The organism is Vibrio sp. 11-4(1) (genome assembly GCF_013048625.1).
GTDB classification, from domain to species: Bacteria; Pseudomonadota; Gammaproteobacteria; order Enterobacterales; family Vibrionaceae; genus Vibrio; species Vibrio diabolicus.
The window spans coordinates 162,621-188,578 of sequence record NZ_VHSY01000007.1 but is presented as its reverse complement, the minus strand read 5'-3'; the positions used below and the strand labels follow the sequence as shown (position 1 = coordinate 188,578).

Below are 25,958 nucleotides of genomic sequence, written 5' to 3'. Positions count from 1 at the left end.
AATCGTCATTTCTAAAAATATTGACGAGTTTTGACGACGAATAAATGAGAGTCACTTCACGAAAGATAAATAGGTAATTCGTTTACTAACGGTTCACAAAATAATTAGGCGTGATCCAAATCTTACAAAATCAGTCGTAACTCATGAATATGAGTGACCTAGATCGCAGCAAACTCGTCAAAACAAGTTATTCGATTTTGACGTAGCTTGTAACTTCATGAAAGTTAAGTTTTTATGGTTTTTGCTAAGTATCATTTTTTGAACTAGATCACTTCCTATTTCTATTTATTTTACGCTTAGAAATAACTGGTTGTATGTTGAATGCAACTGTTAGGCCCCTCGCATTTGAGGAGCCGCGATTTTTATCATTGTCGTTTTGAACCACTGACTTTTTTGGGGAAGTAAGATGTTTAAACCTAGTCTGATTGCTGTTTCTGTTATCACCACATTAACAGGTTGCTCTGCTCTGCAAAGTTCCGAGCAACAAGTTGTAAATTCACTGGCTAATAGCCTTGATATTCAATACCAAGTGTTGACTAACCACGGTGCAAACGAAGGTCTTGCTTGTCAGGATTTAGGAGCTGAGTGGGCTTCTTGTAACAAGGTGAACATGACGCTAGTTAACCAAGGTGAAGCGGTTAACTCTAAAGATTGGGCTATCTACTTCCACAGCATTCGTCTGATTTTGGATGTAGATAATGATCAGTTCAAAATTTCTCGTGTAACGGGTGACCTACACAAACTGGAACCAACAGATAAGTTTGATGGCTTTGCGGCGGGCGAAGAAGTGGTACTTCCACTAATTGGCGAATACTGGCAGTTATTTGAAACCGACTTTATGCCAGGCGCTTTCGTGGCTGCACCAAACGCAGAACCTAAGATGATTGCTTCGCTTAACACAGAAGACGTTGCGTCTTTCGTGACTGGCCTTGAGGGTAACAACCTAAAACGTACGCCAGATGACAACAACGTATTTGCAAACGCTGTGTCTCGCTTCGAGAAGAACGAAGACCTAGCAAAACAAGATGTATCAACCACGTTACTACCAACGCCAATGTCTGTTGAAGCAGGCAAAGGTATAGTAGATATCGCGGCGGGTATTGCGCTGCCTATAGACGCATTCGATGCGACTCAATTCGCAGCAATTCAAGATCGTGCAGAAGTGGTAGGTGTGGATGTTCGTGGTGATCTTCCTGTAAGCATCACTGTTGTTCCTGCAGACTTCACCGGTGAATTGGCAAAATCTGGTGCTTACGAGATGAGCATCAAAGGCGATGGTATTGCGATTAAAGCGTTTGACCAAGCAGGTGCTTTCTACGCAGTACAATCTATCTTTGGCCTGGTAGATAGCCAAAATGCTGATTCTCTACCACAACTGTCTATTCAAGATGCACCTCGTTTTGATTACCGTGGTGTGATGGTGGATGTGGCTCGTAACTTCCACTCTAAAGACGCAATTTTTGCAACGCTAGACCAAATTGCAGCGTACAAGATGAACAAACTTCACCTTCACCTAACCGATGATGAAGGCTGGCGTTTGGAAATCCCAGGCCTACCTGAGTTGACAGAGGTTGGCGCTAATCGTTGTTTCGATACACAAGAGAAAAGCTGCGTACTGCCTCAGCTTGGTTCCGGTCCAACGACAGACAACTTTGGCTCTGGCTACTTCAGTAAAACAGACTACGTGGAAATCTTGAAATACGCGAAAGCGCGTAACATTGAAGTCATTCCCGAAATCGATATGCCAGCACACGCGCGTGCAGCGGTAGTATCAATGGAAGCACGTTACGACCGCCTGATGGAAGAAGGTAAGGAAGCTGAAGCGAACGAATACCGCCTGATGGATCCTCAAGATACTTCTAATGTCACTACGGTTCAGTTCTACGATAAGCAAAGCTTTATCAACCCGTGTATGGAATCTTCCACTCGCTTCGTAGATAAAGTAATTTCAGAAGTGGCAGCAATGCACGCTGAAGCTGGGGCACCGCTAACGACATGGCACTTTGGTGGCGATGAAGCGAAGAACATAAAGCTTGGCGCTGGTTTCCAAGACGTTAACTCGCAAGACAAAGTTAGCTGGAAGGGCACGATTGATCTGTCGAAACAAGACAAGCCATTTGCGCAATCTCCACAGTGTCAGGCGTTAATCGCAGACGGCACAGTGAGCGATTTTGCTCACCTACCGAGTCATTTTGCACAAGAAGTATCAAAATTAGTTGCTGAGAAAGGCATTCCAAACTTCCAAGCATGGCAAGATGGTTTGAAATACAGCGAAGGTGAGAAAGCATTCGCAACAGAAAATACGCGTGTTAACTTCTGGGACGTTCTTTACTGGGGTGGTACATCATCAGTGTACGAATGGTCTAAGAAAGGTTACGACGTGATCGTTTCTAACCCTGACTATGTGTACATGGACATGCCATACGAAGTTGATCCGAAAGAGCGTGGTTATTACTGGGCAACACGTGCAACCGATACGCGTAAGATGTTTGGCTTTGCACCAGAGAACATGCCTCAGAACGCAGAAACCTCTGTAGACCGCGATGGCAACGGCTTTACTGGTAAAGGTGAAATCGAAGCGAAACCTTTCTACGGTCTATCAGCACAGCTTTGGTCTGAGACAGTACGTAACGACGAGCAATACGAGTACATGGTATTTCCTCGCGTACTCGCAGCCGCAGAGCGTGCATGGCACCGTGCAGATTGGGAGAATGACTACAAAGTCGGTGTTGAGTACTCGCAAAACTCTAACCTAGTTGATAAAGCATCGCTAAACCAAGACTACAACCGCTTTGCGAACGTACTTGGCCAACGTGAACTGGCTAAGCTAGAAAAATCTGGTATCGACTACCGCCTTCCAATTCCTGGTGCGAAAGTAGAAAACGGCAAGCTAGCTATGAACGTTCAGTTCCCTGGCGTTGAACTGCAATACTCGTTAGACGGTCAAAACTGGCTGACTTACGCAGACAATGCTCGTCCAAGTGTGAAAGGAGAAGTGTTTATCCGCTCTGTATCGGCGACAGGGGAAAGAGCAAGCCGCGTAACTAGCGTGAAATAACCTTAATCTTCTCAGCTAAATTTAAGCAAACCCTCAATGTCATGTTGAGGGTTTCTTTATTTTTATGGGAAATTAAGTGTGACCAATGTCTGATTATTTTTCATTGATAAATAAGTTTTAGCTTGTAATGGTCAGGGTTATTGTGAACTGGATCGACTTAATTTGCTAAATGTCAATAAATTACCTGTTTATGATCACACTTCTATTTTTTGAATTATTATAGAAAAATACGGTAAGTGCCTGTATTTACCATACTTTTATCAGGGTTGTTGAGCGTCGGTTTGAACAGGATCACTTTTTAAAATGTTTTATTTTCCATCGCGAATTAATTGGAACAATATTGCGATCGCCAAGGAGGCACATTCCAAAGTTTGCGATAAAAGGGAAGAGAAGCCCTTTAACACCGTCGCATAACGTGAATAAATAAAGGCAGTAATTATGAAAAACATTTTTGCACTGAGTGCTCTTTCTCTCGCTTTCGCTTCTAGCGCTTTTGCTGGTTCTTCTTACGTAACAGGTAACGTTCAATTCCACGATGATGGTCGAATCCATGGTTCGGACGTTACGTCTACACTGGAAGCTGGTCATACTTTTGATAACCAATTCGGCGGCTTTACGGTTTACACCGAATTTGATGGTATTCAGTTGGGTAAACTGGAAACAGAAAACGGTGGCGCAGGTAACACAACACCAGCAATCACTGTGGGTGGTGAGCAGTCATTTAATATTACCGATCATTTATGGGTTGCAGCGGGTTACCAACACTTGTTCTCTGCTGGCGAGAACGTACAGTACCGTCCATTGGTTAAGATCGGTTACAACTTCGATAACGGTATCTCGCTAAGTAACCGTACTCGCGCGCATATTGATGCGACAGACGCAGATGCGGATACAGATTACCGCATGGATAACCGTATTGGTTACGTGATGAATGAAGATGTGACGCTAAGCTACAACAACGTCTACATGATTGAAGCGGAAACGATGGACCACGAGCTTCGCGCAACGTGGACACGTAAAGGTGTTCAGCCTTACTTTGAGTTCCGTAGCCAAGCACACGGTGCAGAAAACGCAAGTGGTGATAGCCTAGTTAACAATGCGTTTGTATTTGGTGCCTCTTACGGCTTCTAATCTTATATTTGTCCATTAAGAAAAAGCCCAGCAATTGATTTGCTGGGCTTTCTTGTTATTTGTCGTTGCCTTCGTGGTGGCTATATTCGAACACTTGGCCTTTTTCGTTAAAGGCGTAAACAGTGTAGCTGTCTTTTTTATCACCATACTCCATTCCAGGGGAACCCATTGGCATGCCCGGTACCGAGAGCCCTTTTGCGTTACGTGGTGGATTTTCTAAGAATGCTTTAATGTCTTCGGCTGGAATGTGACCTTCGAACACATAGCCGTTGATTTCTGCTGTGTGGCAAGAGTAAAGCTGTTCGTTCTTGATGCCTAGATCGCGTTTTATGGCGTTCATGTCATCGTGTAATTTCTCTTCGACCGTAAATCCGTTCTCTTCCATGTGTTTTGTCCATTCACCACAGCAGCCGCAGTATGGCGATTTGTGGTTAATGACATCAGCTGCCAATACGTTGGCGGATGCGGTCGCAAGCATTGCAAAGGTCAATAATTTCAACTTCATAATAGCCTCAAATATAAGTGGTTATTTTACTGAAAAAAGTCGTAGTCGATTTGCATTACTAACGACAGTAATAGATGACAGCGCCATTGCCGCACCTGCGACAACTGGGCTGAGCAAAAATCCAAATGCAGGATAAAGTACGCCTGCGGCAACAGGGATCCCCAGTGAGTTATAAACGAAGGCACCAAATAGGTTTTGCTTCATGTTTTTAAGTGTAGCGCGCGACAGTTCAATCGCATGTACCACCGCCATTGGTGACGTGTTCAGGATGGTCATTTGCGAACTTTCAATGGCGACATCACTGCCGCTACCCATTGCAATACCAAGGTTGGCTAACGCGAGAGCAGGGGCGTCGTTAATGCCATCCCCCACCATTGCCACAACATGGCCTTGGGATTGAAGTTGCTCAATGTGCTGAGCTTTCTCATCTGGCATTACTTGAGCGATTACTTCATCAATACCAAGTTCTTGACCGATAGCGTTGGCTACGTGTTGGTTGTCACCCGTTAGCATTACCGTTTTGATGCCTTGCGATTTTAATGCAGAGAGCGCGTGTTTTGCATCCGATTTGATTGGGTCAGCAATGGCGATCAGGCCGACTAACTCACCATCGAGCGCAACGGAAACCGGAGTCCATGCATTCTGAGCGCATTCGTCAATTGCATCCTGAAGAGCCTCTGTTGCAACGTTTTCCGCTTGCATAAATTGAAGCGAGCCAATAAGCAGCGGTTTACCTTGATACGTTGCCAAAATGCCGCGTCCGCGAACGTTTTCAAATTTATCGAGAGTCACTTCTTGTGTGTCGTGCTGATTAGCAAAGTCGCATACCGCTTTTGCTAGTGGGTGCTCTGACTGACGCTCGGCGGCGTACGCTAACCCCAACAGCTCTTCTTGGCTGGTGGTGTGAGTAAACACTTGCTGCACACTTGGTTTACCTTGGGTAAGCGTGCCTGTTTTATCGAACACAACCGTATCTATTTTACTCGCTAGCTGCAGGGCATCAGCATCTTTGATCAAAATGCCGAGTTCTGCGGCTTTACCCACTCCCACCGTAACAGAAAGTGGGGTTGCTAAGCCTAGAGCACAAGGGCAGGCGATGATAAGTACGGTTGTGGTGACCACCAGCATATAGCTCGCTTTTGGCTCTGGGCCAACGGCAAACCAAACAAGCGCGGCCAGTATTGCTATGCCTACAACGACAGGGACAAACACCGATGAAATCTGGTCTGCCAATTTAGCGATGGCGGGCTTGCTGCTCTGAGCGCTGCGCACCATACGAATAATACGTGCGAGCATCGTATTTGCGCCGATTCCGGTAGCCTCTATAGTGAGAGAGCCGTCGGTATTCAATGTCCCTGCGGATACATGTGCCTCTTGTGCTTTTAATACAGGAACGGGCTCACCTGTTAGCATGGACTCATCGATATACGATTCACCATTGATTACCGTACCGTCGACGGGCACTTTCTCTCCCGGCTTGATACGTAACTTCATTCCTAAAGTGATTTCTTCTACCGCGATTTGTTTATCACCTTGCTCAGTGATGACGGTCGCTTGTTGAGGCTGTAAGTTCACCAAAGCCTGAAGCGAGCGCGTTGTGTTTGCTTTCGCTTTGGCTTCTATATAGTGGCCAAGTGAAATCAAACCAATGATCATCGCGCTGGCTTCGAAGTAAACATGACGAGATGCCATTGGGAACCAATCTGGGAAAATTACCACAAGCATAGAATAGAACCACGCTGCGCCAGTACCGAGCGCAACTAAGGTATCCATCGTGGCGCGCTTGTGAGTGGCGGCTAACCAAGCGTTACTAAAGAACAGTTTTCCGGCAGTGGCAAGCAGCAGCAAACACACAATACCGATCGCGCCCCAAACCAACTGGTCATTGGTGTTGCGAATCATCATGTTGCCACCAGCAACACCCCAAATCATCAAAGGGGCACCCACAACAAGGCCAGCAATTGCATCCAACTTAAAACGTTTTTGCTGTTGACGTTGTTGCTGCGCTTGCTTTTCTTGCTGTGTCGCGGCGTCTTGTAAAACCTCGCCTTGGTAACCCGCTTGTTTGACAGATTGCAAAATAGATTGATGTAACGAATCTGAGTCTTCAGTCACAAACACCAGTGCGCTTTGTTCTGCGAGGTTTACCTGAGCTTTTTCAACCCCTTGTACATTAGTCAGGGCTTTTTCTACTGATGCGACACAGCTTGCACAGGTCATACCTTGAATCAACATCTGTAGCTGAGCCGTGCCTGCTGGTTGCTCGTCAGGCGCTGCTTGGTCGCCTTTTTCGCTTTGATATGTCTGGCTTTGGCGTTGATCGGGAGTGATTGCCTTGTGCTCTTCAGCAACTGAGTTATCAGTAACAGCGCTATTGTCGGCCGTATAGCCCAAGCTGGCAACTAGCTCAATGACTTGTTGCTCGGAGAGTAGGGTACGAATCTCTAAGTGCGTTGTTGAAGCCTCGAAAGAAATAACGTCTTGATGAGAGTCTAATAAAGACGAGAGTTTTTTCACGCAGCCGCCACAGCTTAAGCCTGAAAGGTTTAACTCGTACTGATTTCCTGCTTGGTAACCAAGAGATTCAATTGATGAGACAAGCTCTTTAAGCGAGGACTCGGTTTTGACCTCGACTTGCGTTGGGGACAAAGTGAGGATCTCTACATCGTGATTCGCATGTAAAGCCTTCTCAACTTTTCTCGCACAGCCCATGCAGTTGAGCCCTGATAAAGGTATAACAAACTGATACATAATCTGCACCTCAATAATAGTGATACATTGAGCTTAAACCTTCCTGCAAGGGTAAGGTCAATACCCATTTTTTGCTCTCAACAATTTCGTCAAAATCGCTTGAATCACAAAAGTTCACTGCCATTTTACTTGCGAGTGATCTCAAGGTTTTTTCTCTCTGAATATAAAGTTCCGTTAAAACACCTAAAAGATGAATGAAGTCGCTCACGCTTTTGAGATGCTCTCAATGTCAGTTCAGTGTCAAAAAGTGCTTTTAACGTTTTTGATTTTTTATATTTAAATTTAAGTTTTTGATTTTTAATTGATTATATTATTTTTGATCTTCTCATTTTGAAGTCGCTCAGATTGCTGTAGGGAAAGTTTTTTAGTGCGAAAAAAGTTTGTCATATTTGCCCCGTCCAAACATTGTTTCAAGTTCCTGCCATGTCCTAGTTAGCGAATTTGAAAATGGAAAAAACTAAAAAATATAGGGGTTAAAAATGTCTTACCTAAAGAAAAGCCTACTTGCTACGGCAATCACAGGCATGATGTTCAGTGGTGCTGCATTTGCTGATGGTGCAAACAGTGACGCAGCAAAAGAGTTCCTAACCAAAGATTCATTCTCTTATGAAGTTTACGGGATCATCGCGATGCAGGCCGCGTACCGCGATTACGATTCTGGCAACAAAGCAACGGACGATGATCTAGGTGGCATGCAGCTAAACAACGAATCTCGCATCGGTTTCCGTGGTAAAAAACAATTTGCTAACTTCGGCCCTACTTTTATTTGGCAAATCGAAGGTGGTTACGTTGACCCTAGCTTTGGCGGCGAGGGTGCAGGTCTTGGTGAACGTGACACATTCGTCGGTTTTGAAAGTGCATCTTGGGGTCAAGTTCGTTTAGGTCGTGTATTAACACCGATGTACGAATTAGTTGACTGGCCTGCATCTAACCCAGGTCTCGGTGACGTTTACGACTGGGGTGGTGCAATCGGTGGTGCTAAGTATCAAGACCGCCAATCAAACACCATTCGTTGGGACTCGCCAATGTATGCGGACAAATTCTCTCTAGATATCGCGGCAGGTGCAGGTGACAAAGCGGGTCTGGGTGAAGGTGATGATTACTGGGGTGGTATCGCAGCGCACTACAAAATTGGTCCAATTCAGTTAGATGCCGCATACGAGGGTAACCGTAACATTAAGATGGAAGGCCAAACGTGGGAAAACAACACATACTTGGTGGGTGCTCAAGGCTGGTTTGATAACGGTATTTCTTTCTTCGCGCAATACAAATACATGGAAGCTGACGCAAGCAACGGCGTGAGTGAGAAGCAAGACGCAATGTCTGCCGCTATCATGTACACCACTGGTGATTGGCAATACAAACTGGCTTACGCAGCTAACTTCGATCTAGAGCGTGACGGTAAGACCATTAACGATACAGCAGACGATGTACTATCTGCACAAGTTATGTACTTCGTAGACCCATCGGCAGTGCTTTACGTACGTGCTCGTACTCTAGACTTTGGCGACGGTGCATATCAACTGGATAAACCAACAGAAGCGCGTTGGAAATCTGCGGACTACGATGAGTTCTCTGTGGGTGTTGAATACTACTTCTAATAAAGAAGCAGCTAAAAGGGCGGAAACGCCCTTTTTGTCTTGATACTGATTCAAATAAGCCTTTGGAATGACGGGCCTGTAAGTTTCAGAGGCTTATCTAAATTAGTATAAAGTGAGAAACCACGATGAAAAAAACAACGACACTTCTCGGACTTTGCGCAATGCTTTCTGCGCCTGCTTTTGCTGCTCAACTGACTCTGCAAGCTGAACTGGTTCCTCGCGTTCTCAACGGTGAGTTCGTGTACCCTGAGTGGATTTCCAAAAATAACAGCATCGAGCTGAAGGACGGGGAAAATCAGTTGGCGGTGACGGTTGGACAAATTGTCTTTGAAGATGGCAAGCGCCGTAAGTTCGATTCGCAGCCACTGGTATTAGAGTTTGAAGCAGAAAAAGACGCCGAGCTATCGCTGACTTACAAAGCGTTCCGTACCATCGAAGAAGCGAAAGCCTTTGAACTCGATCCAAAAGTGGTATTGAAAGACAAACACGGAAAAGAAGTGGCATTCTCTATGGTTCAACTTCGTAAAGGTGGTTTGCAAGGTTTTCGTGATTACGAGCGAGAAGTGGCTGACTATAACAATGCAATGAACAAAGAATCGACCAAGGCAAGCATTGCGTCTTCTCCGGCGGAAACCAAAACAATCAAAGCATCGTTTAATGAGTTAAGCCGTGAAGAGCAGCAAGAATTTATGCAATGGGCGATGCGTAACCTGAAGTAATTTCGTTCTGCACTTTAACAGTAAATAGGAGGGCAGTACCTTTATTGGTGCTGCCCTGTTTGTATTTCTGGTGTCAAACCGATTGTAGAATTGACTTACGGTGGTAAAATGTCGCCACTTTTATCCTTGACATTACAACGAGAGATCTCTCGTTGCTCATTACCCCTAAGGAACTCAAATGACGGTTAAAACTCGTTTTGCTCCTAGCCCAACTGGCTATCTACACGTTGGTGGTGCGCGTACTGCACTTTACTCTTGGCTATACGCTAAAAACCAAGGTGGTGAATTCGTTCTACGTATCGAAGATACAGACCTTGAGCGTAACTCTCAGGAAGCAGTTGATGCAATTCTTGAAGGCATGGAATGGCTAGGCTTGGAGTGGGATGAAGGTCCTTACTACCAAACTCAACGTTTTGATCGTTACAACGAAATGGTTGATAAGCTGCTGGCAGAAGGCAAAGCTTACAAATGTTACGCGTCTAAAGAGCTGCTAGATGAAATCCGTGCAGAGCAAGAAGCAAACAAAGAAATGCCTCGTTACGATGCGAACCATCCTAAAATCAAAGCGGCAAACGAAGCGGCAAAAGACGGCGACCCATGTGTTATCCGTTTCCGTAACCCAAAAGAGGGCAGCGTAGTATTTGATGACCAAATTCGTGGTCGCATCGAAATCCGCAACGACCAAATGGATGACTTAATCATCCGTCGTACTGACGGTTCACCTACTTACAACTTCTGTGTAGTTGTGGACGACTGGGACATGGGTATCACTCACGTTGTTCGTGGCGAAGACCACATCAACAACACGCCTCGTCAAATCAACATCTACGAAGCACTAGGTGCGCCAGTACCAACATTTGCACACTGTGCAATGATCTTGGGTGATGACGGTGCGAAATTGTCGAAACGTCACGGTGCTGTATCAGTCATGCAATATCGCGATATGGGTTACCTGCCTGCGGCACTAAACAACTACCTAGTGCGTCTAGGTTGGTCTCATGGCGACCAAGAAATCTTCTCTCAAGAAGAGATGATCAACCTATTCAGCCTAAATGCAGTATCTAAGTCAGCGTCTGCCTTCAACACGGATAAACTGCAATGGTTGAACAACCATTACATCAAAAACTCAGATCCTGCGTACGTTGCAGAGCACCTACAATGGCACCTAGATCAACAAAAACTAGACGTAACGAATGGTCCTGCTATCACTGACGTGATCAAGCTAGTGGGTGAGCGTTGCAACACGCTGGTTGAGCTAGCTGAACAAATCCGTTACTTCTACGAAGATTTCTCTGAGTTTGAAGCGGGCGCAGCGAAGAAACACTTACGTGGTGTGGCTAAAGAGCCTCTAGAGCTTGCTCTAGCGAAAGCTGAAGCACTGACCGAGTGGACAACAGCAAACATCAAAGATGGCGTTATCGCAGCAGTCTGTGAAGAGCTAGAAATCGGCATGGGCAAAATCGGTATGCCATTACGTGTTGCTGTAACAGGCGGCGGTCAGTCTCCTTCTGTCGATGCAGTAATGGAACTGGTTGGCAAAGAGCGTTGTGTTGCTCGTATTAAGATGGCGCTTGAGTTCATTGCTGAGCGTGAAGCAAACGCATAATTGCTTTGAACTAAACGTTCTTTTGAATAAATAGTCACAAAGCCGCGGTAAACACCCGCGGCTTTTTTGTATCTGAATCCTAGATAATGAGAAACCTTCTCATATGTCGGTGAAGGATGTGGTATTTAGGACCGTAATTCACCTAGGTATGGATAAGATTTTTTAATCCAAACATCGTTGGTATGAATAAAAAACGAGCGATTATATATCAAATATCTGATTGATTTTTATCCACCTTCCTTAAAGTTCCCTTTTTGTTGTCTCATTTTTAAGAAAAAACTTTGCTTAAGTTGTAGTGTTCCAGAAAATAAAGCAAACGTTTGCGTCGTGATTGTGTGGGGATTTTTTTGCTTAAGATCACATGTTGTTGAGATTTTTGATGACAATAAATTGACAGAATTGGGATTTTTCTCGCGATTTCTTAGCGTTATAGTTCACCCCGTCAGTGATACCGAGATGGCGATATGTATCACTGAACAGGAAATGTACGTAAGTAGCTTCCATAAAAAAAATGCATGTGCATAAAAAGAAGCTGACTAAGTATCTCACTCAAGGAATGAATAAAAAGAATTGAAATACAACGTCAGTCAGACGGCGCATTTCGGCATCTAACAAAAGAACTTCTTTAGAGGAATCAATAATGAAAAAATTAGCAGCGGTAATTTCAGCGTCTCTACTTATGGCTTCAGCAGCACAAGCAGAAGTATACGTTGGTGGTAAGATGGGTAAGTCATGGATGGAAGACGCGTGTGTAGCGGGCCAGGCTTGTGACAAAGACGACTCTACTCTTGGCGCTTTTGTTGGTTACGAAATGAATAAATACTTCGCAGTAGAAGCAGGTTTCGACAACATCGGTGATTTTAACCAAACTTCTTTCGGTGGCCATGTAGAAGCAATCACTCTTGCACCTAAATTCAGCCTACCAATCACTGAAGACATCGCACTTTACGGTAAAGTGGGTGGCGCTTACGTAATGTTTGATGGCAAAGATGATTACTCTTACCTAGGCGCAGCTGGCCTTGAGTTCAACCTAAGCCAAAACGTAACTGCTCGTGCGGAATACCAAACTCTGACTGATATCAGCAACGATGTAACTCGTGCGACAGGTAACACAGCAACACTGGGTGTTTCTTTCAAATTCGGTGGCAACGATGAGCCAGTAATCGTAGAAGAGCCAGTTGTTGTTGAAGAAGTGGTTGTAGAAGAAGTGGTAGAAGAGCCAGTAGTTGTAACGAAAACATTCGAAACTCAAACAATCGGCACTGGTAGCTTTGATCTAAACAGCACAACTCTAAAACCAGAGAGCGCTGCAAAACTTGATAACCTAGTTGCTTTCCTAAACGAGCACCCACAAGCGAACGTTGAAATTGTAGGTTACACAGATACTTCTGGCCCAGCAGCTTACAACCTAAAAGTTTCTGAGAAACGCGCTGAATCTGTAGCTAACGCACTCGTTGAAAAAGGCATTGATTCATCACGTATTCAAGCTCGTGGCGAAGGTGAAAACAACCCAATCGCTTCAAACGACACTCGTGAAGGTCGTCAGCAAAACCGTCGCGTAGAAATCGTTGTTCCAGAATTTGAATACCAAGTTCAGCAATAAGCTTCTATCCGACCGTAGTATAGAAGACTAAAGCTGAAAGCCTCAAAGAGTTCGCTCTTTGGGGCTTTTTCATTTCTATTTGAAACGGACTGAAAAGCTAAAAACGGTAAACATCACTTGAGGTCAATGCTGTTTAAGCGCCCCATGAATGTTAGGATTTCCAAGTTGTCTTTATGTGCTTCTAACAACGCTTTCTTGGTTTGCATGTAGGCGGCAAGCTTGCCGTATTTACTAATAGAGCGAACCACCGTTTTGTATTTGTAGTCACCGTCATCATTGAACTCTCGCCACTTAGCGATGTAACACGTATCTCGGTTATCTGGGTTTTCAAGAGTGGGGTTAGGCTTGTGAACAATTTTTGGCTCAACGCTGTGTGGGAGTCTGGTCATGAGGTAAGGATCCTTCAAAAGACGTCGCCAAAATTTGCCCCACATTTGCCGGCCTAATTCGTTTCTCAGCTTAATGGCTTTTTGTAAGCCTTTCTTTTCTCCAATACGAACAAACCCAACCGAGCGGTGCAGTACCGTGTCCTCGGGGGTATGGATATGAATCTTAAAGGCAGTCTTGCCTTTAGAAATAAAGCGGTGTCCAGTGTTAGTTATTAAATTGCTCTTAGACATAGTGCTAACTAATAATTTTATTAATAGCTAAAAGGGTAAGCAAAACTCATAGATAATTAAAGTAATAAAATACAAAACTGTAAATAGGGCTTGTTGAAATGATTTCAAGGGGAAGAGGTCGGAACAGTAAAAGGTTTTATCTCGTCGAGTAAAGGAGCGAGGCGATCATATTGATTACTGAGGAAATTGTTTCACACGTTACTTGGAAACGCTCTGTGAAGCTCGAAATAGTGGATACAAAAAAGCCTTAGCTCAAGTGGGAGCTAAGGCTATGATATGGCGCCCCCAGTAGGATTCGAACCTACGACCTGTCCCTTAGGAGGGGACTGCGCTATCCAGCTGTGCCATGGGGGCGTAATACCAATAGTTGCAGTTCATTGAACCGTTTTACTGAATGCAAACCTAGCAACTTTGTTTAGGTCTTTATCAGTATCACTTTGAACGACTCACTACGGTCATTGGTATAATCAAATAAGATGCGCTGCCTATGATATTCAAAAGTGAGCATATCTCAAGACTTAATGTTTGCTTTTATAGGATCTTGTTCATTACGTCGCCAATTTGAACACTAGACGCTAAATTTGGCTGATCAATCGTCAGCTCGGCTTCGTGTTCGTATATACGAGATACCGTCAATGTAATTTCACTTTGCGATACTTTATTTCTTGGTAATCCGTTTTGGTCGATAAATGATGCGGTGTGCCAAAGTTGCAATTTGTCTCCCTCTTTTACGCCATGCATACGGCCGAGATCCATCGTTACCGTATTGCCGAAGACTGCGACGACCTCTGGCAGCGTAATTTTGCAAGACAGCTCTGACTCTAGATCCAGCATTATATTGCGACTAACGCGTAGCATCATCTCGCCATAGGTCGACGCCCAAAAGCGCGCACTGCGAGTATCCACTTGGCTCGTTTTGGCAAATGGCCAACGCGCCACTTCACGGTAGGCTTTGTTGAAGACTTCATGGCCAGTTTTACCATCAAATACTTTCATCTCTAACGCAAACTGACGATTGATGATGTCATCTTGCAGTAGTTGAGATTCGACCGTCGCAGTGAGATCGGTAATGACTCCCCCAATGATGTATTGTGCGCCGTTATCTTGCGCGATCATTTGAGTACGAGCGGGATAGTTACTGCTAATTGAATAGTCCGTTGTACCTACAGACACAAAGCTGCGAGAGGTTTGATCCAGCTGGCGATTCACCACGCGGCTAAAATCGTCACCCACTTGGTAAATCTGCCCCATCACCGCTTGTTGTGGTGAGGCAACCTCAATATTGCCGACAAGGATCGTCTTTTTGTATTGATCGGTGTGGCAACCCGTTGCCGATGGATAAATATCGACGCGAATTTTTACCTCGACTTTACCTCGACGTTTACGTTCAGACTCGACCAAAATGTAACGGACTTCATGGTTGGTAAACTGGTACTCGTTGCGGCTTTCTTCTAGTAGCGGCATCAAATTGCTAATACTGCCAATATCTGCGCCCGAAAAATTGACGGCTTTGAACAGCGCGTCTTCCAACGCATGGAGCCTTGCCGTCTCTTCTGAAGAAACGATAGTGGCAACGCCTGTTACTTCATACCAAGATGCCATTACTTTAAAAGGAACAAGCATCACTAAAGTGATTAAAAACAGACTGTTTAATATTTTTTTCATTGATTACAACCGTTCGGGTATAAATATTGCTTTAACAATTTCAGTGAAGTTTGGTGGATTTTTCTTCGTTAGGCAAACAAAGAAAAGCAAAGACTGTTCCAATATTCACTTTCTTAGAAAGGAATTAATCAAGAACGGTATCACCTAAGATTATCTGGAGAATCAAACCATGAAAAAGTGGCTTGTCGCCGCATCGATGATGACGCTTCTGACATCGTGCGCGTACTCACCGATTTACAATGGTAAAGAACCGTACTCGGGAAGCCAGTTCATGCTTATGGATAGTCCACGTCATACGATGGACTTTTTCATTGAAAGCATGACCGAAGACCTGATGGTTTCTAATGTGGCGGTATCTGCGCGGACACCGATTGCGATTACCTCGTTTGTTGATCTACAAAATATGGATGCAACAAACTGGTTAGGTAACTCGGTCTCGGAAGGTTTTATCCATCAGTTCCAGCGCCGAGGGTTTAAAGTGGTTGATTTCAAAACTACGGGCTCTATCCAAGTGACGCAGCAGGGCGATTTTGCTTTAAGCCGTGATTGGCAAGATCTGGCGCAAGAGCAACAAATTCAGTATGTACTGACCGGCACGATGCTTCGCCAAGAGGGCGGGGTGCTGGTCAATGCACGTGTGGTCGGTATGCAGAGCCGTGTGGTTGTAGCAACGGCGCAGGGTTTCCTTCCGGCTGACCGTATTGGTCGTGACTTAGATACGTTAAACAGTATCCGTACGCAAGATGGCGTGTTGATTCGCTCAGACCCAACCATTCGTCAGCCGTACACTGTGATTCTGCGTCCATAGGATAGAAGCATGAAGAAGTTATTATTTATTATTGCCACACTGGTATTGGTGGGGTGTCAGCCACTACAACAGATGCGTCAAGATGAAATCTTAGTGGCAGTGGGTTATGCGAGTGTCAGTGAGCAAACAGGCCGCACAGTAGAAGAAAAGCGCGTACGAGCAATGCGCGCATCAAAAATTGATGCATACCGTGAACTGGCAGAACAAGTGTATGGTATGCGTGTTAGTGGACGTGCAGAACTGCAAGACCAGCGTTTAGGTATTGAGAGCACTACAGGTGCGGTTGATGGTGTGATTCGCGGTGCAGAAGTTGTGCGTAGTTATCTTGTTGAGGACAGTTACGTGACAGAGCTGCGTCTTGATATTCGTAAAATGGATAAGCTACGTGATTACGGAGAAGTTCAACAGGTGCCTGAGAAGCGTCAACAAACCTTGTTCTAATGCACTAAGCGCATTACTTCAGAAGACCAGATAATCTTTCCAGCGGCTGATTGGCAACAATGAGTCGCTTTTTTATATCTACATTCTAGAGATGGTGTGGGGTAGGAGTGACGTTTAGGCTTTTATATTGGTGCCAAGTGTCGAAATAGTGTGGGTTTTGCCACCAGCATTGTAGGTCATGCCCACTTTGCCATGAGTTCGCTGAAGCATGTTATTGAGTTTATTGAAACTCAGCTGTGCGCGACTAAGCGATTCACCATTTACTTTGTTGACTTGTTGACAGTCGAGGACGATCGATTGGATTTGAGCAACAACCTGACTTAGGTGCTCATCTTCAGTAAGTTGATTGACGTGCGGGTGAGAGGCGATTCGCTGATCAGTTGTTCTAAGCTGATCAATGAGTGTCATCTTCTGTTTGGCAATACTCTCAATCTCGGTAGAGACACGCGCAGTTATCGCTTGTGTTTCTTGACGCAAAACAGCAGAAAGTGCCTTAGCATTTTCTAGTTGGAAATTGACGAGATCGACTAATGCTGCCATAAAATACTTACCTTCGGCCTAAGTCAGTTAGCTTTTGCCTTGCAATTCGTTTTCAAACTTAATCATGTTGTCAGCCAATTTTTCAGGATCGACTTTGTATGAACCGTTTGTGATTGCTTCTTTGATTGCCGCGACTTTGGCGCTGTCATAGGCCGGAGAAGCTGCCATATCTTTTTGGAGTTTGCTAACGGCTTTGCTTTGCTGGCTGAGTGATACAGCGTCTTGTTGTGCGGGTGCTTTTTTCGATTCAGTCGTGCTGGTAGCATTGGAATCGTTACGCGCAGGTGCACGACTTGTCGTCGTCATTTGCCCTGAACGTATATTATCTATACCTGCCATGTTTAACCTTTGCCTTGTATCGTAATACTGGTATCCAGACTATCGACCAGTGCAAAAATAACTTTAGTCATTTTTTGCATTTTTATTGATCAGTTTAAACACGCTACCAGTGGGTGTTAAAAATTAACAGTGATTTCCGCAATGCCAGTCACTATGCCTTCTATTATACGCTGTGACTTATCATTTTTCACTCTTACTTGATCGCCAGCCGCACCATCTTGCAATGCTGTGCCTTGCGTGGTGATTGTCATGCCAGAATTTACCGCTTTAATTGTGACCTTTTCATTCCGGCAAACGACACAGACATCATTACGTTCAACAACATCACCTAGGCGAACGTTGCGTTTTAGCTTTGCGCCAACCACTTGATCGTAGTTAGAAAAGCCATCTTTGCGAAAGCGCTGCAGCTCGATCATAGAAGTGGTGACATCCGACGCGCTGACGATTTCTCCTCTCCCTAGTGTTCGTGTTGCGACGATCATTGGCACTGATACCGAGATCCGTACAGGCACATAGACTTTCCAGTCATCCGATGGGCATTCCACTAGAACATTGATGTTGCTTCGAGTACTGCTGGTGGAAGAAGCTGACGTATCCAGGGGCACTGGGCAATCCGTTGCTTTTATTCTCGAGTCGATATCTGCCGCATTAACAGATAGCTCGCCACCATCAGGCTGATCAACTGTAGCAAGAATATGTTGTTCTGCTGCCGTTTTTATTTGCTCGATCTGATTATCTGAAGCTGAATGAACAAAAAAGCTAAACATACTGAGCAAAATGCCGATAGACTTAGCGTACTTTGTAATTAGCGCTCTACATATTGTCATAGTCAATGGTGTCGAAGTGAAAGTGAAATACGCCATACTGTCTCCCTGGTATCGTGCTTGCCAGTGGTAGAGTATCATTTAAAAACAAAAAGTTTGAGATGGAGATGAGCATATGACGGGGATTCTTGACTCGGTGAATCAGCGTACGCAACTCGTCGGTCAGAACCGATTGGAATTATTGACCTTTCGACTGATGGGCCGACAGCGCTACGGCATTAACGTATTCAAAGTGAAAGAAGTACTGCAGTGCCCTAAGCTGACTTCAATGCCAAATCTACACCCGCTGGTAAAAGGTATCGCTCATATCCGCGGCCATACCGTGTCCGTTATTGATTTGAGCCTGGCAATTGGTGGCCGCCCAACCACTGATCTGGATAAATGTTTTGTTGTTATCGCAGAATTTAACCGTACGATCCAAGCATTTTTGGTATCATCGGTTGAGCGTATTATCAATATGCATTGGGAAGCGATTTTGCCACCGCCAGACGGTGCGGGTAAAGCGCACTACTTGACCGCAGTGACAAACATCGACAACGAGCTGGTTGAAATCCTTGACGTTGAAAAAATCCTGGCGGAGATTGCGCCGGTTGATGAAACGATGGATTCCGCTATCGGTGAAGAAATCGCGCAAGCAGAACAAGAAAAGCCTATTGTACGCCGTATATTGATTGCTGATGACTCGACTGTCGCGCGTAAACAGGTAGAGCGTGCGATTACATCAATCGGTTTCGAGGTCGTATCTGTCAAAGATGGCAAAGAAGCGTACAATAAGTTGATTGAAATGGCTCAAGAAGGCAATATCTACGATCAAATTTCGTTGGTTATTTCCGATATTGAAATGCCAGAAATGGACGGCTATACCTTAACGGCTGAAATTCGCAGACATGCCGATTTGAAAGACCTTTATGTTATCCTCCATTCTTCATTAAGTGGTGTATTCAACCAGGCTATGGTTGAGCGTGTAGGTGCCAATACCTTCATTGCGAAATTTAACCCAGATGAATTGGGTAACGCGGTTAAATCTGCATTAACACAATAAAAGAGACATTAATGACTGCTATTACAATCAGTGATCAAGAGTATCGTGACTTTAGCCGTTTTCTAGAATCGCAATGTGGCATCGTGTTAGGTGATAGCAAGCAATACCTTGTGCGTAGCCGACTGAGTCCTTTAGTGACGAAGTTTAAGCTCGCATCGTTATCAGATTTGCTACGTGATGTTGTTACAGGGCGCAATCGTGAATTACGAGTGGCCGCTGTGGACGCGATGACGACTAACGAAACCTTGTGGTTTCGAGATACTTATCCGTTCACAGTTTTAGCTGACAAATTATTGCCAGAAGTAGCGGCAAGCAAGCGCCCAATCAAGATCTGGTCTGCAGCCAGTTCATCGGGCCAAGAGCCGTATTCTATTGCAATGACGATTCTGGAAACGCAACAGCGCAAGCCGGGTTTGTTACCAAACGTGTCTATTACAGCAACAGACATTTCAGCAAGTATGCTCGAGATGTGTCGTGCAGGTGTGTATGACAATTTGGCTCTAGGGCGCGGACTTTCACCAGAACGTCGCCGCACCTTCTTTGAGAATGCGGACGGTGGCCGTATGAAAGTCAAAGACAACGTCAAACGTTTGGTGAACTTTCGTCCACAAAACTTGATGGACAGTTATGCACTGATGGGTAAGTTCGACATTATTTTTTGTCGCAACGTGCTGATTTACTTCTCACCGGAAATGAAATCAAAAGTGCTTAACCAAATGGCGAGCAGCTTAAACCCAGGTGGTTATCTGCTGTTAGGGGCATCAGAGTCGCTAACTGGTCTGACTGATAAATTTGAAATGGTGCGCTGTAACCCGGGTATCATTTACAAGCTTAAATAGCGGTATCTCTTCATTGATAAAAAGCCTGACCTAGTGTCAGGCTTTTTTTGTTTGCTGGTTTCCTGCCTTCGAGTGTTTCCACGTTTTCACTTGCTAAATTGAAGCGCGATTTTGCTTTGTTCCCTCATCACGGTGTATCTTTATTAAGTGAACAAAGTGAAACGACATGACATTCCAGTCACTTTGGCTCACTTATTGCTATTCCAATGGGTGATAGCTATTAAGTAGATAGAGCGCTTTATGTTTTTGGCATGCTAATTGCTTTTTTGGTTATCAATCACGGTCAGTTCTTAATTGTAGAGGCAAACATGGCTATATCTTTTGACAATGCACTAGGCATCCACCAGCACACGGTGGGCGTACGTGAGCGCAATGCTGAGGTGATTTCCACCAACATTGCACAAGCCAACACGCCTGGTTACAAAGCAAGAGGTTTAGACTTTGCGAAGGAATTGCAAGCGGCAACATCTGGGGCAAGCATTGGTCTTAGTCGTACGGATGGTCGGCATATTCCTGCCACTACAACGTTGGTCGGGGACAAGCTATATCGTCTTCCTACGCAACCTGATACGGGTGATGGCAACACGGTAGACTTGGATTTAGAGCGTAACTTGTTTATGCAAAACCAAATCAGACACCAAGCATCACTCGACTTTCTAGGCAGCAAATTCAAGAACTTAACCAAAGCAATCAAAGGGGAATAATTTAGATGAGCTTATTTAACGTTTTCAATGTGACAGGTTCCGCAATGAGCGCTGAATCCGTTCGTCTGAACACTACCTCAAGCAACTTGGCGAACGCCGACAGTGTCAGCAGCTCTGCGAAAGACACTTATAAAGCGCGCCATGCTGTGTTTGGTGCTGAGTTAAGTAACGCCATGCGTGGCGGTGATACGGTGCCAGTGAAAGTGATGGGTATTGTAGAAAGCGATAAACCGCTGAGTGCGGAGTACAACCCAGACCATCCCCTTGCAAACGAAGAAGGCTACATCTACAAGCCGAACGTGAATGTAATGGAAGAAATGGCGAACATGATTTCAGCTTCTCGCGCATACCAAACTAATGTGCAAGTAGCGGATTCTAGTAAACAAATGCTGCTGCGTACGCTGCAGATGGGTCAATAAGGATAAGGAGGTAGCGTATGGCCGGAATTAACAACGTTGGTCAAAGCGGCTTGTCCTATATCGACCAGCTTAAAAGTCTACAAGAGAGTAACAAGAAGACGGAAGAGAGTACGGGTAAGCAGGACCTAAAGCAGGAAGACTTCTTATCATTGCTCACGAAGCAATTGTCTCAACAGGACCCTTTTAAGCCGGTAAGTAATGACCAGATGATTGCGCAAATGGCTTCATTTGCGACCGTTGATGGCATCGGCAAGATGAATACTCAGTTTGAGAGTTTGAACTCGTCAATGACATCAAACCAAGCGTTACAAGCTTCCTCTTTGGTAGGGCGTGACGTATTGGTCCCAGGAGCGGCAGGTGTGAAGCAGGACGACGCGCCAATGGCGGCAATGGTTAAGCTTTCACAATCTATCGATAATCTGTTTGTTCGTGTAGAGGATGAAGCTGGCCAACTGGTTCGTACTTTTGAGGTAGGGGCGAAACCAGCCGGCGACACGCGTGTGCTTTGGGACGGTAAAGATGAAAGCGGAAATCCACTGCCTGCTGGCAAATACAAAGTGAAAGCGTCTGGCTTAGTTGAGGGGGAGTCGCAAGAGTTCCCAGTATCGACATACGCCAACGTAAACAGCGTATTGCTCGGCAAAGGTGACGGAAACGTATTACTCAATCTGGCTGGTTTTGAATCGCCAGTTCGACTTGCAGAAGTTTTGGAAGTCGGCAAAGCGTAGTCATAGCTCGCTAGATTAGGAGATTTTGGAATGTCATATGTATCTTTAAGCGGTTTGTCCGCCGCCCAACTGGATTTGAACACCACCAGTAACAACATTGCGAACGCCAACACGTACGGCTTTAAAGAGTCCCGTGCTGAGTTTGCTGATGTTTACTCTAACTCTTTATTTACTAACGCAAAAACCACACCGGGTGGTGGTGCGCAAGCAAGCCAAGTGGCGCAGCAGTTCCATGAAGGCTCAAGCATTTACACCAACAACCCAATGGATTTGCGTGTTTCGGGTACAGGTTTCTTCGCCGTGGCGAAGGAGCGTCTGACTCCACAACAGAATGAACTGACACGTAATGGTGCATTTCATTTAAATAAAGAAAACTACATGGTGACCGCGAACGATGAGTTCTTATTAGGTTACCAAGTGGATCCAAGCTCTGGTGAGGTTTCTTCATACGAGCCACAACCTATCAATATTCCTGCTGAATTTGGTAAGCCAAAGCAAACAGCAAACATTGAAGTGGGCGTGAACTTGCCAGCTAACGGCGATTTGAAAGATCCAACTCAGTTTGATTTTTCAGACCCAGATACATACAACCGTTCAACCTCTTCGACTATTTATGACTCGATGGGTCAGTCTTACAAGCTAACGACGTACTACTTGAAAGATCAGACTCAGCCAAACACGTGGAACACTTACTACACCGTGACAGATAAAGAAGGTGAAAAGCCTTTAAATGTTGCGGCAGGTGATGCACAAACGCCAACAGGCCATGTGGGTCATACCATGAAGTTCAACAACGATGGTACGTTGGCGAGCTTGAACAATGGTCAGCCAATTACGTCTGTGGCACTGGGCGATCCGGCGACGAACACGACACCAGTCGATATGAATGGTGCCGATCCTGCGCAGACGCTTAACTTTGGTTTAGGCTCGGCAACACAGTTTGCTGCTCCGTTCGAACTGACCAAGTTCGATGAAGACGGTGCAACAACGGGCTTCCTAACTAAAGTTGACTTCGATGAAAACGGCAGCGTAATGGGGACTTACTCAAACGGTGAAAACGTCACATTGGGTCGTGTCGCGCTAGTACGTGTTCCAAACGAGCAAGGTCTGGATAAGAAGGGCGGTACGCAATGGGATTCAACTCAGTTCTCTGGTGACAAGATTTGGGGTGAATCTAACAAAGGCTCTTTCGGCACCATCAACAACGGTATGCTGGAACAGTCAAACATTGATATGACGCAGGAGCTGGTGGACCTGATTTCTGCTCAGCGTAACTTCCAAGCAAACTCACGTTCGCTAGAAGTGCACAACCAGCTACAACAAAATATCCTGCAGATCCGATAATCTGCATCATCAAGTTAGGCGAGCTTTCGCCGCTTGGCTTGATAACATCATGACATTCATCTGATGCTTAGCCTGAAAATACCTCAGTTCAGGTTAAGCATGCTTTGATCTCTGATTTGCCGCCGTTGCCGCCATGTGGATCAAAACCTTGCCCCTTGTTGCAGTTTTCTGCCACTGAAACCCCTCTTAATCTTTTGTTTCTTATTTAAATGTTTGATAAATAAGTTCATTTTATGTTGGCATAACTATTGCTTTTACTCCGTGTACAGAGAAGTTTTTGGAGTAATTTATGGATCGCGCACTGTTTCTCGCAATGAGTGGGGCCAAGCAAAATATGCAGGCACTACAATTGCGTGCTAATAACTTGGCTAACGTAAGCACGACAGGGTTTCGTGCGGATTTAGCACAGGCTCGCTCAATGCAGGCTTATGGTGAAGGCCATCCTTCACGTGTGTTCAGCATGACAGAGCGTCCAGGGCATAACTTTGCTCAAGGTAGCGTGATTACAACAGGGCGTGATCTTGATGTGACGATTGAAGGTAGCGGCTGGATATCGGTACTCGATCACACGGGTAAAGAAGGGTTGACCCGTAACGGTAACCTAAAAGTCGATCAAAATGGCATGCTTACTAACGCAAGTAGCCATTTGGTGCTAGGTGAAAACGATGCGCCGATTACTTTGCCTATTCCTCTCTCCAAAATTGAAATTGGTCGTGATGGCACCATCTCTGTGCTTCCTCAAGGTGCCCCGGCGGAAGAATTCCAAGCGGTTGATCGCATCAAGCTTGTTAAGCCTAATGATCAAAGCTTATTTAAAGACACCAATGGCTTATTTCGCCATAAAACTCCAAACCAACCTTACGAAGCAGACGCGACTGTTAGCCTCCAGACAGGAGCGATTGAAGGCAGTAACGTGAATGCCGTAGGTGAAATGACCGCATTGATTGACTTACAGCGTCAGTTTGAAATGCAAGTCAAGATGATGAGCACAGCTGAAGAAATGGATAAATCTTCAGATTCACTGCTTCGTATGAGTTAACAGAGTTAGAGGTTCACTATGCATCCAGCACTATGGGTAAGTAAAACAGGTCTAGACGCCCAGCAAACCAACATTGCCACGATTTCGAACAACTTGGCGAACGCCTCTACTGTCGGCTACAAAAAGAGCCGTGCGGTATTCGAAGATTTGTTCTATCAGAACATCAACCAGCCTGGCGGCCAATCATCTCAGAACACTGAGCTTCCGAGTGGCTTGATGCTAGGTGCGGGTTCTAAAGTGGTTGCGACGCAAAAAGTGCACACGCATGGTAATGCGCAGACAACGACCAACGCACTGGACATGATGGTTGAAGGCGACGGCTTCTTCCAAGTGACGTTGCCGGATGGCAACATCGGTTACACCCGTAACGGTCAGTTCACGTTAAATGGTGAAGGCACGTTAGTCACGTCGGGTTCTGGCTACCCTGTAGAACCTGAAATTGTGATTCCAGAAGATGCGATTTCTATCACTGTCGGTACGGATGGTGAAGTATCGGTTCGCGTCCGTGGTCAGCAAGACAACCAAGTCGTTGGTCAGCTAACCATTACAGACTTTGTTAACCCAGGTGGCCTAGAGCCAATTGGCCAGAACCTTTACTTACCAACGGGTGCTAGTGGCGATCCACAAGAAGGTGTTCCTGGTTTGGACGGTTTGGGTGAAATCCGTCAATCCATGCTGGAAGCGTCTAACGTGAATGTAACGGAAGAGTTGGTCAACATGATCGAAGCCCAGCGCGTTTACGAAATGAACTCAAAAGTGATCTCGTCAGTCGATAAGATGATGAGCTTCGTTAACCAGCAGTTATAACGGTTAAGAGCAAGAATTGAGGAGCTCACGATGAAACGTATTTGTCTACTTGCTTTGATTGCCACGATGTCGGGTTGTGCCATGTTAGAGCCGATTGAAACGGATGAAGTGACACAAGCAACGACGGTGGTTGACGCGGTAGAAGGCGATAAATCGAAAGAAGAGAGCAGCGGTATCGTGGATACACTGCGTGGCAGAAGCGATCCGGTTGCGGGTGATCCTGCATGGGCTCCTATTCATCCGAAAAAGAAACCTGAGCATTATGCTGCTGCAACAGGTTCACTGTTTAGCGCCGAGCACATTACCGATCTTTACGACGATTCCAAGCCACGTGGTATTGGCGACATTATTACCGTGACACTGGATGAGACTACCAGCGCCACGAAAAGCGCCAATGCCGATTTATCGAAAACCAATGAAGCGCAAATGGACCCGCTTCAAGTGGGCGGAGAAGAGCTGCAAATTGGTGGCAAATACAATTTCTCTTATGACTTAAATAACTCAAACTCATTTGCGGGTGACTCTTCTGCTAAGCAGAGTAACAGCATCAGTGGTTATATTACTGTTGAGGTGATTGAAGTTTTGGCAAATGGCAACCTCGTTATCCGTGGAGAAAAATGGATGACGCTTAATACGGGTGATGAGTACATACGTTTAAGCGGCACTATTCGTCCGGATGACATTAGTTTCGACAATACTATTGCATCAAACCGCGTTTCTAACGCAAGAATTCAGTATTCTGGCACCGGTGTACAACAAGATATGCAAGAGCCGGGTTTCTTGGCACGATTCTTTAATGTAGCGCTATAACACGCCGTGCTGACG

General features: G+C 45.3%; 24 protein-coding genes and 1 tRNA gene. 17 read left to right on the top strand and 8 right to left on the bottom strand.

The features are described 5' to 3' along the window. Positions 1-406: 406 nt before the first annotated feature. Both FKN16_RS15715 and FKN16_RS15710 read left to right on the top strand, forming a co-directional pair. Positions 407-3,058: a beta-N-acetylhexosaminidase gene (locus FKN16_RS15715; RefSeq protein ID WP_170903071.1), complete on the top strand. Its 2,652-nt coding sequence runs from the start codon at positions 407-409 to the stop codon at positions 3,056-3,058. Positions 3,059-3,496: 438 nt separating this feature from the next. Further along, entirely contained in the window at positions 3,497-4,189 is a 693-nt protein-coding gene (locus tag FKN16_RS15710) for an oligogalacturonate-specific porin KdgM family protein (protein ID WP_005382004.1), read from the top strand. Between the two features lie 55 nt (positions 4,190-4,244). Here the strand turns inward: FKN16_RS15710 and FKN16_RS15705 are convergent, their stop codons facing one another. Next, positions 4,245-4,694 carry a DUF411 domain-containing protein gene (locus FKN16_RS15705; RefSeq protein WP_012842060.1) on the bottom strand — a complete coding sequence of 150 codons (450 nt, stop codon included), beginning with the start codon at positions 4,692-4,694 and terminating at the stop codon, positions 4,245-4,247. A 21-nt stretch (positions 4,695-4,715) separates the two neighbouring features. Beyond that, positions 4,716-7,445: a heavy metal translocating P-type ATPase gene (locus tag FKN16_RS15700; RefSeq protein ID WP_170903070.1), complete on the bottom strand. Its 2,730-nt coding sequence runs from the start codon at positions 7,443-7,445 to the stop codon at positions 4,716-4,718. Positions 7,446-7,924: 479 nt separating this feature from the next. On the opposite strand from FKN16_RS15700, the gene chiP reads away from it, so the two are divergent. The 4 genes from chiP to FKN16_RS15680 all read left to right on the top strand — a co-directional run bounded on the left by chiP (position 7,925) and on the right by FKN16_RS15680 (position 12,974). Next, the gene (gene chiP / locus FKN16_RS15695) at positions 7,925-9,046 is read left to right on the top strand and encodes a chitoporin (RefSeq protein ID WP_006743034.1); all 1,122 of its coding nucleotides are present in this window, start codon (positions 7,925-7,927) and stop codon (positions 9,044-9,046) included. 125 nt (positions 9,047-9,171) lie between these two features. Then, positions 9,172-9,765: a DUF2057 domain-containing protein gene (locus tag FKN16_RS15690; RefSeq protein WP_012842058.1), complete on the top strand. Its 594-nt coding sequence runs from the start codon at positions 9,172-9,174 to the stop codon at positions 9,763-9,765. Between the two features lie 178 nt (positions 9,766-9,943). After that, positions 9,944-11,371, top strand: coding sequence for a glutamate--tRNA ligase (gene gltX / locus FKN16_RS15685; protein WP_005393148.1), 1,428 nt, complete (start codon positions 9,944-9,946; stop codon positions 11,369-11,371). A 640-nt stretch (positions 11,372-12,011) separates the two neighbouring features. Then, entirely contained in the window at positions 12,012-12,974 is a 963-nt protein-coding gene (locus FKN16_RS15680) for an OmpA family protein (protein WP_170903069.1), read from the top strand. Between the two features lie 113 nt (positions 12,975-13,087). On the opposite strand, the gene FKN16_RS15675 is transcribed toward FKN16_RS15680, so the two are convergent. The 3 genes from FKN16_RS15675 to FKN16_RS15665 all read right to left on the bottom strand — a co-directional run bounded on the left by FKN16_RS15675 (position 13,088) and on the right by FKN16_RS15665 (position 15,259). Further along, entirely contained in the window at positions 13,088-13,594 is a 507-nt protein-coding gene (locus tag FKN16_RS15675) for a hypothetical protein (protein WP_031780328.1), read from the bottom strand. A 277-nt stretch (positions 13,595-13,871) separates the two neighbouring features. Beyond that, a tRNA-Arg gene (locus FKN16_RS15670) sits at positions 13,872-13,948 on the bottom strand. Between the two features lie 177 nt (positions 13,949-14,125). Continuing rightward, a complete protein-coding gene (locus tag FKN16_RS15665) occupies positions 14,126-15,259 on the bottom strand; it encodes a flagellar assembly protein FlgT (RefSeq protein WP_005393145.1) in 1,134 nt (377 codons plus the stop codon). Positions 15,260-15,428: 169 nt separating this feature from the next. Between FKN16_RS15665 and FKN16_RS15660 the strand changes: the two genes are divergently transcribed. Together FKN16_RS15660 and flgP are read left to right on the top strand one after the other, a co-directional pair. Next, the gene (locus FKN16_RS15660) at positions 15,429-16,067 is read left to right on the top strand and encodes a FlgO family outer membrane protein (RefSeq protein ID WP_005382013.1); all 639 of its coding nucleotides are present in this window, start codon (positions 15,429-15,431) and stop codon (positions 16,065-16,067) included. A 9-nt stretch (positions 16,068-16,076) separates the two neighbouring features. After that, a complete protein-coding gene (flgP, locus tag FKN16_RS15655) occupies positions 16,077-16,508 on the top strand; it encodes a flagellar assembly lipoprotein FlgP (RefSeq protein ID WP_047009552.1) in 432 nt (143 codons plus the stop codon). A 114-nt stretch (positions 16,509-16,622) separates the two neighbouring features. On the opposite strand, the gene flgN is transcribed toward flgP, so the two are convergent. The 3 genes from flgN to flgA form a co-directional block, all read right to left on the bottom strand. Beyond that, positions 16,623-17,048 (bottom strand): flagellar export chaperone FlgN, encoded by a 426-nt coding sequence (gene flgN, locus FKN16_RS15650; RefSeq protein ID WP_046874280.1) that lies wholly within the window; start codon positions 17,046-17,048, stop codon positions 16,623-16,625. A 27-nt stretch (positions 17,049-17,075) separates the two neighbouring features. Then, positions 17,076-17,387: a flagellar biosynthesis anti-sigma factor FlgM gene (flgM, locus tag FKN16_RS15645; protein ID WP_170903068.1), complete on the bottom strand. Its 312-nt coding sequence runs from the start codon at positions 17,385-17,387 to the stop codon at positions 17,076-17,078. 116 nt (positions 17,388-17,503) lie between these two features. Continuing rightward, positions 17,504-18,250 carry a flagellar basal body P-ring formation chaperone FlgA gene (flgA, locus tag FKN16_RS15640; RefSeq protein WP_085342935.1) on the bottom strand — a complete coding sequence of 249 codons (747 nt, stop codon included), beginning with the start codon at positions 18,248-18,250 and terminating at the stop codon, positions 17,504-17,506. 76 nt (positions 18,251-18,326) lie between these two features. Between flgA and FKN16_RS15635 the strand changes: the two genes are divergently transcribed. From FKN16_RS15635 to flgH, 9 genes are all read left to right on the top strand, one after another. Beyond that, a complete protein-coding gene (locus FKN16_RS15635; RefSeq protein WP_005382022.1) occupies positions 18,327-19,253 on the top strand; it encodes a chemotaxis protein CheV in 927 nt (308 codons plus the stop codon). Positions 19,254-19,264: 11 nt separating this feature from the next. Then, positions 19,265-20,092 carry a protein-glutamate O-methyltransferase gene (locus tag FKN16_RS15630; protein WP_005382024.1) on the top strand — a complete coding sequence of 276 codons (828 nt, stop codon included), beginning with the start codon at positions 19,265-19,267 and terminating at the stop codon, positions 20,090-20,092. Between the two features lie 308 nt (positions 20,093-20,400). Then, positions 20,401-20,796, top strand: a complete 396-nt coding sequence (flgB, locus tag FKN16_RS15625) for a flagellar basal body rod protein FlgB (protein WP_005382026.1) — start codon at positions 20,401-20,403, stop codon at positions 20,794-20,796. A gap of 5 nt (positions 20,797-20,801) precedes the next feature. Beyond that, entirely contained in the window at positions 20,802-21,215 is a 414-nt protein-coding gene (gene flgC, locus FKN16_RS15620) for a flagellar basal body rod protein FlgC (protein WP_005393132.1), read from the top strand. Between the two features lie 17 nt (positions 21,216-21,232). Further along, positions 21,233-21,943 (top strand): flagellar hook assembly protein FlgD, encoded by a 711-nt coding sequence (gene flgD / locus FKN16_RS15615; protein WP_005393125.1) that lies wholly within the window; start codon positions 21,233-21,235, stop codon positions 21,941-21,943. Between the two features lie 30 nt (positions 21,944-21,973). Continuing rightward, positions 21,974-23,287, top strand: coding sequence for a flagellar hook protein FlgE (gene flgE / locus FKN16_RS15610; protein ID WP_005393123.1), 1,314 nt, complete (start codon positions 21,974-21,976; stop codon positions 23,285-23,287). Between the two features lie 289 nt (positions 23,288-23,576). After that, a complete protein-coding gene (locus FKN16_RS15605; RefSeq protein ID WP_170903067.1) occupies positions 23,577-24,326 on the top strand; it encodes a flagellar basal body rod protein FlgF in 750 nt (249 codons plus the stop codon). 18 nt (positions 24,327-24,344) lie between these two features. After that, positions 24,345-25,133: a flagellar basal-body rod protein FlgG gene (flgG, locus tag FKN16_RS15600; protein WP_005382032.1), complete on the top strand. Its 789-nt coding sequence runs from the start codon at positions 24,345-24,347 to the stop codon at positions 25,131-25,133. 30 nt (positions 25,134-25,163) lie between these two features. Beyond that, entirely contained in the window at positions 25,164-25,943 is a 780-nt protein-coding gene (flgH, locus tag FKN16_RS15595; protein WP_006743029.1) for a flagellar basal body L-ring protein FlgH, read from the top strand. Positions 25,944-25,958 lie beyond the last annotated feature (15 nt).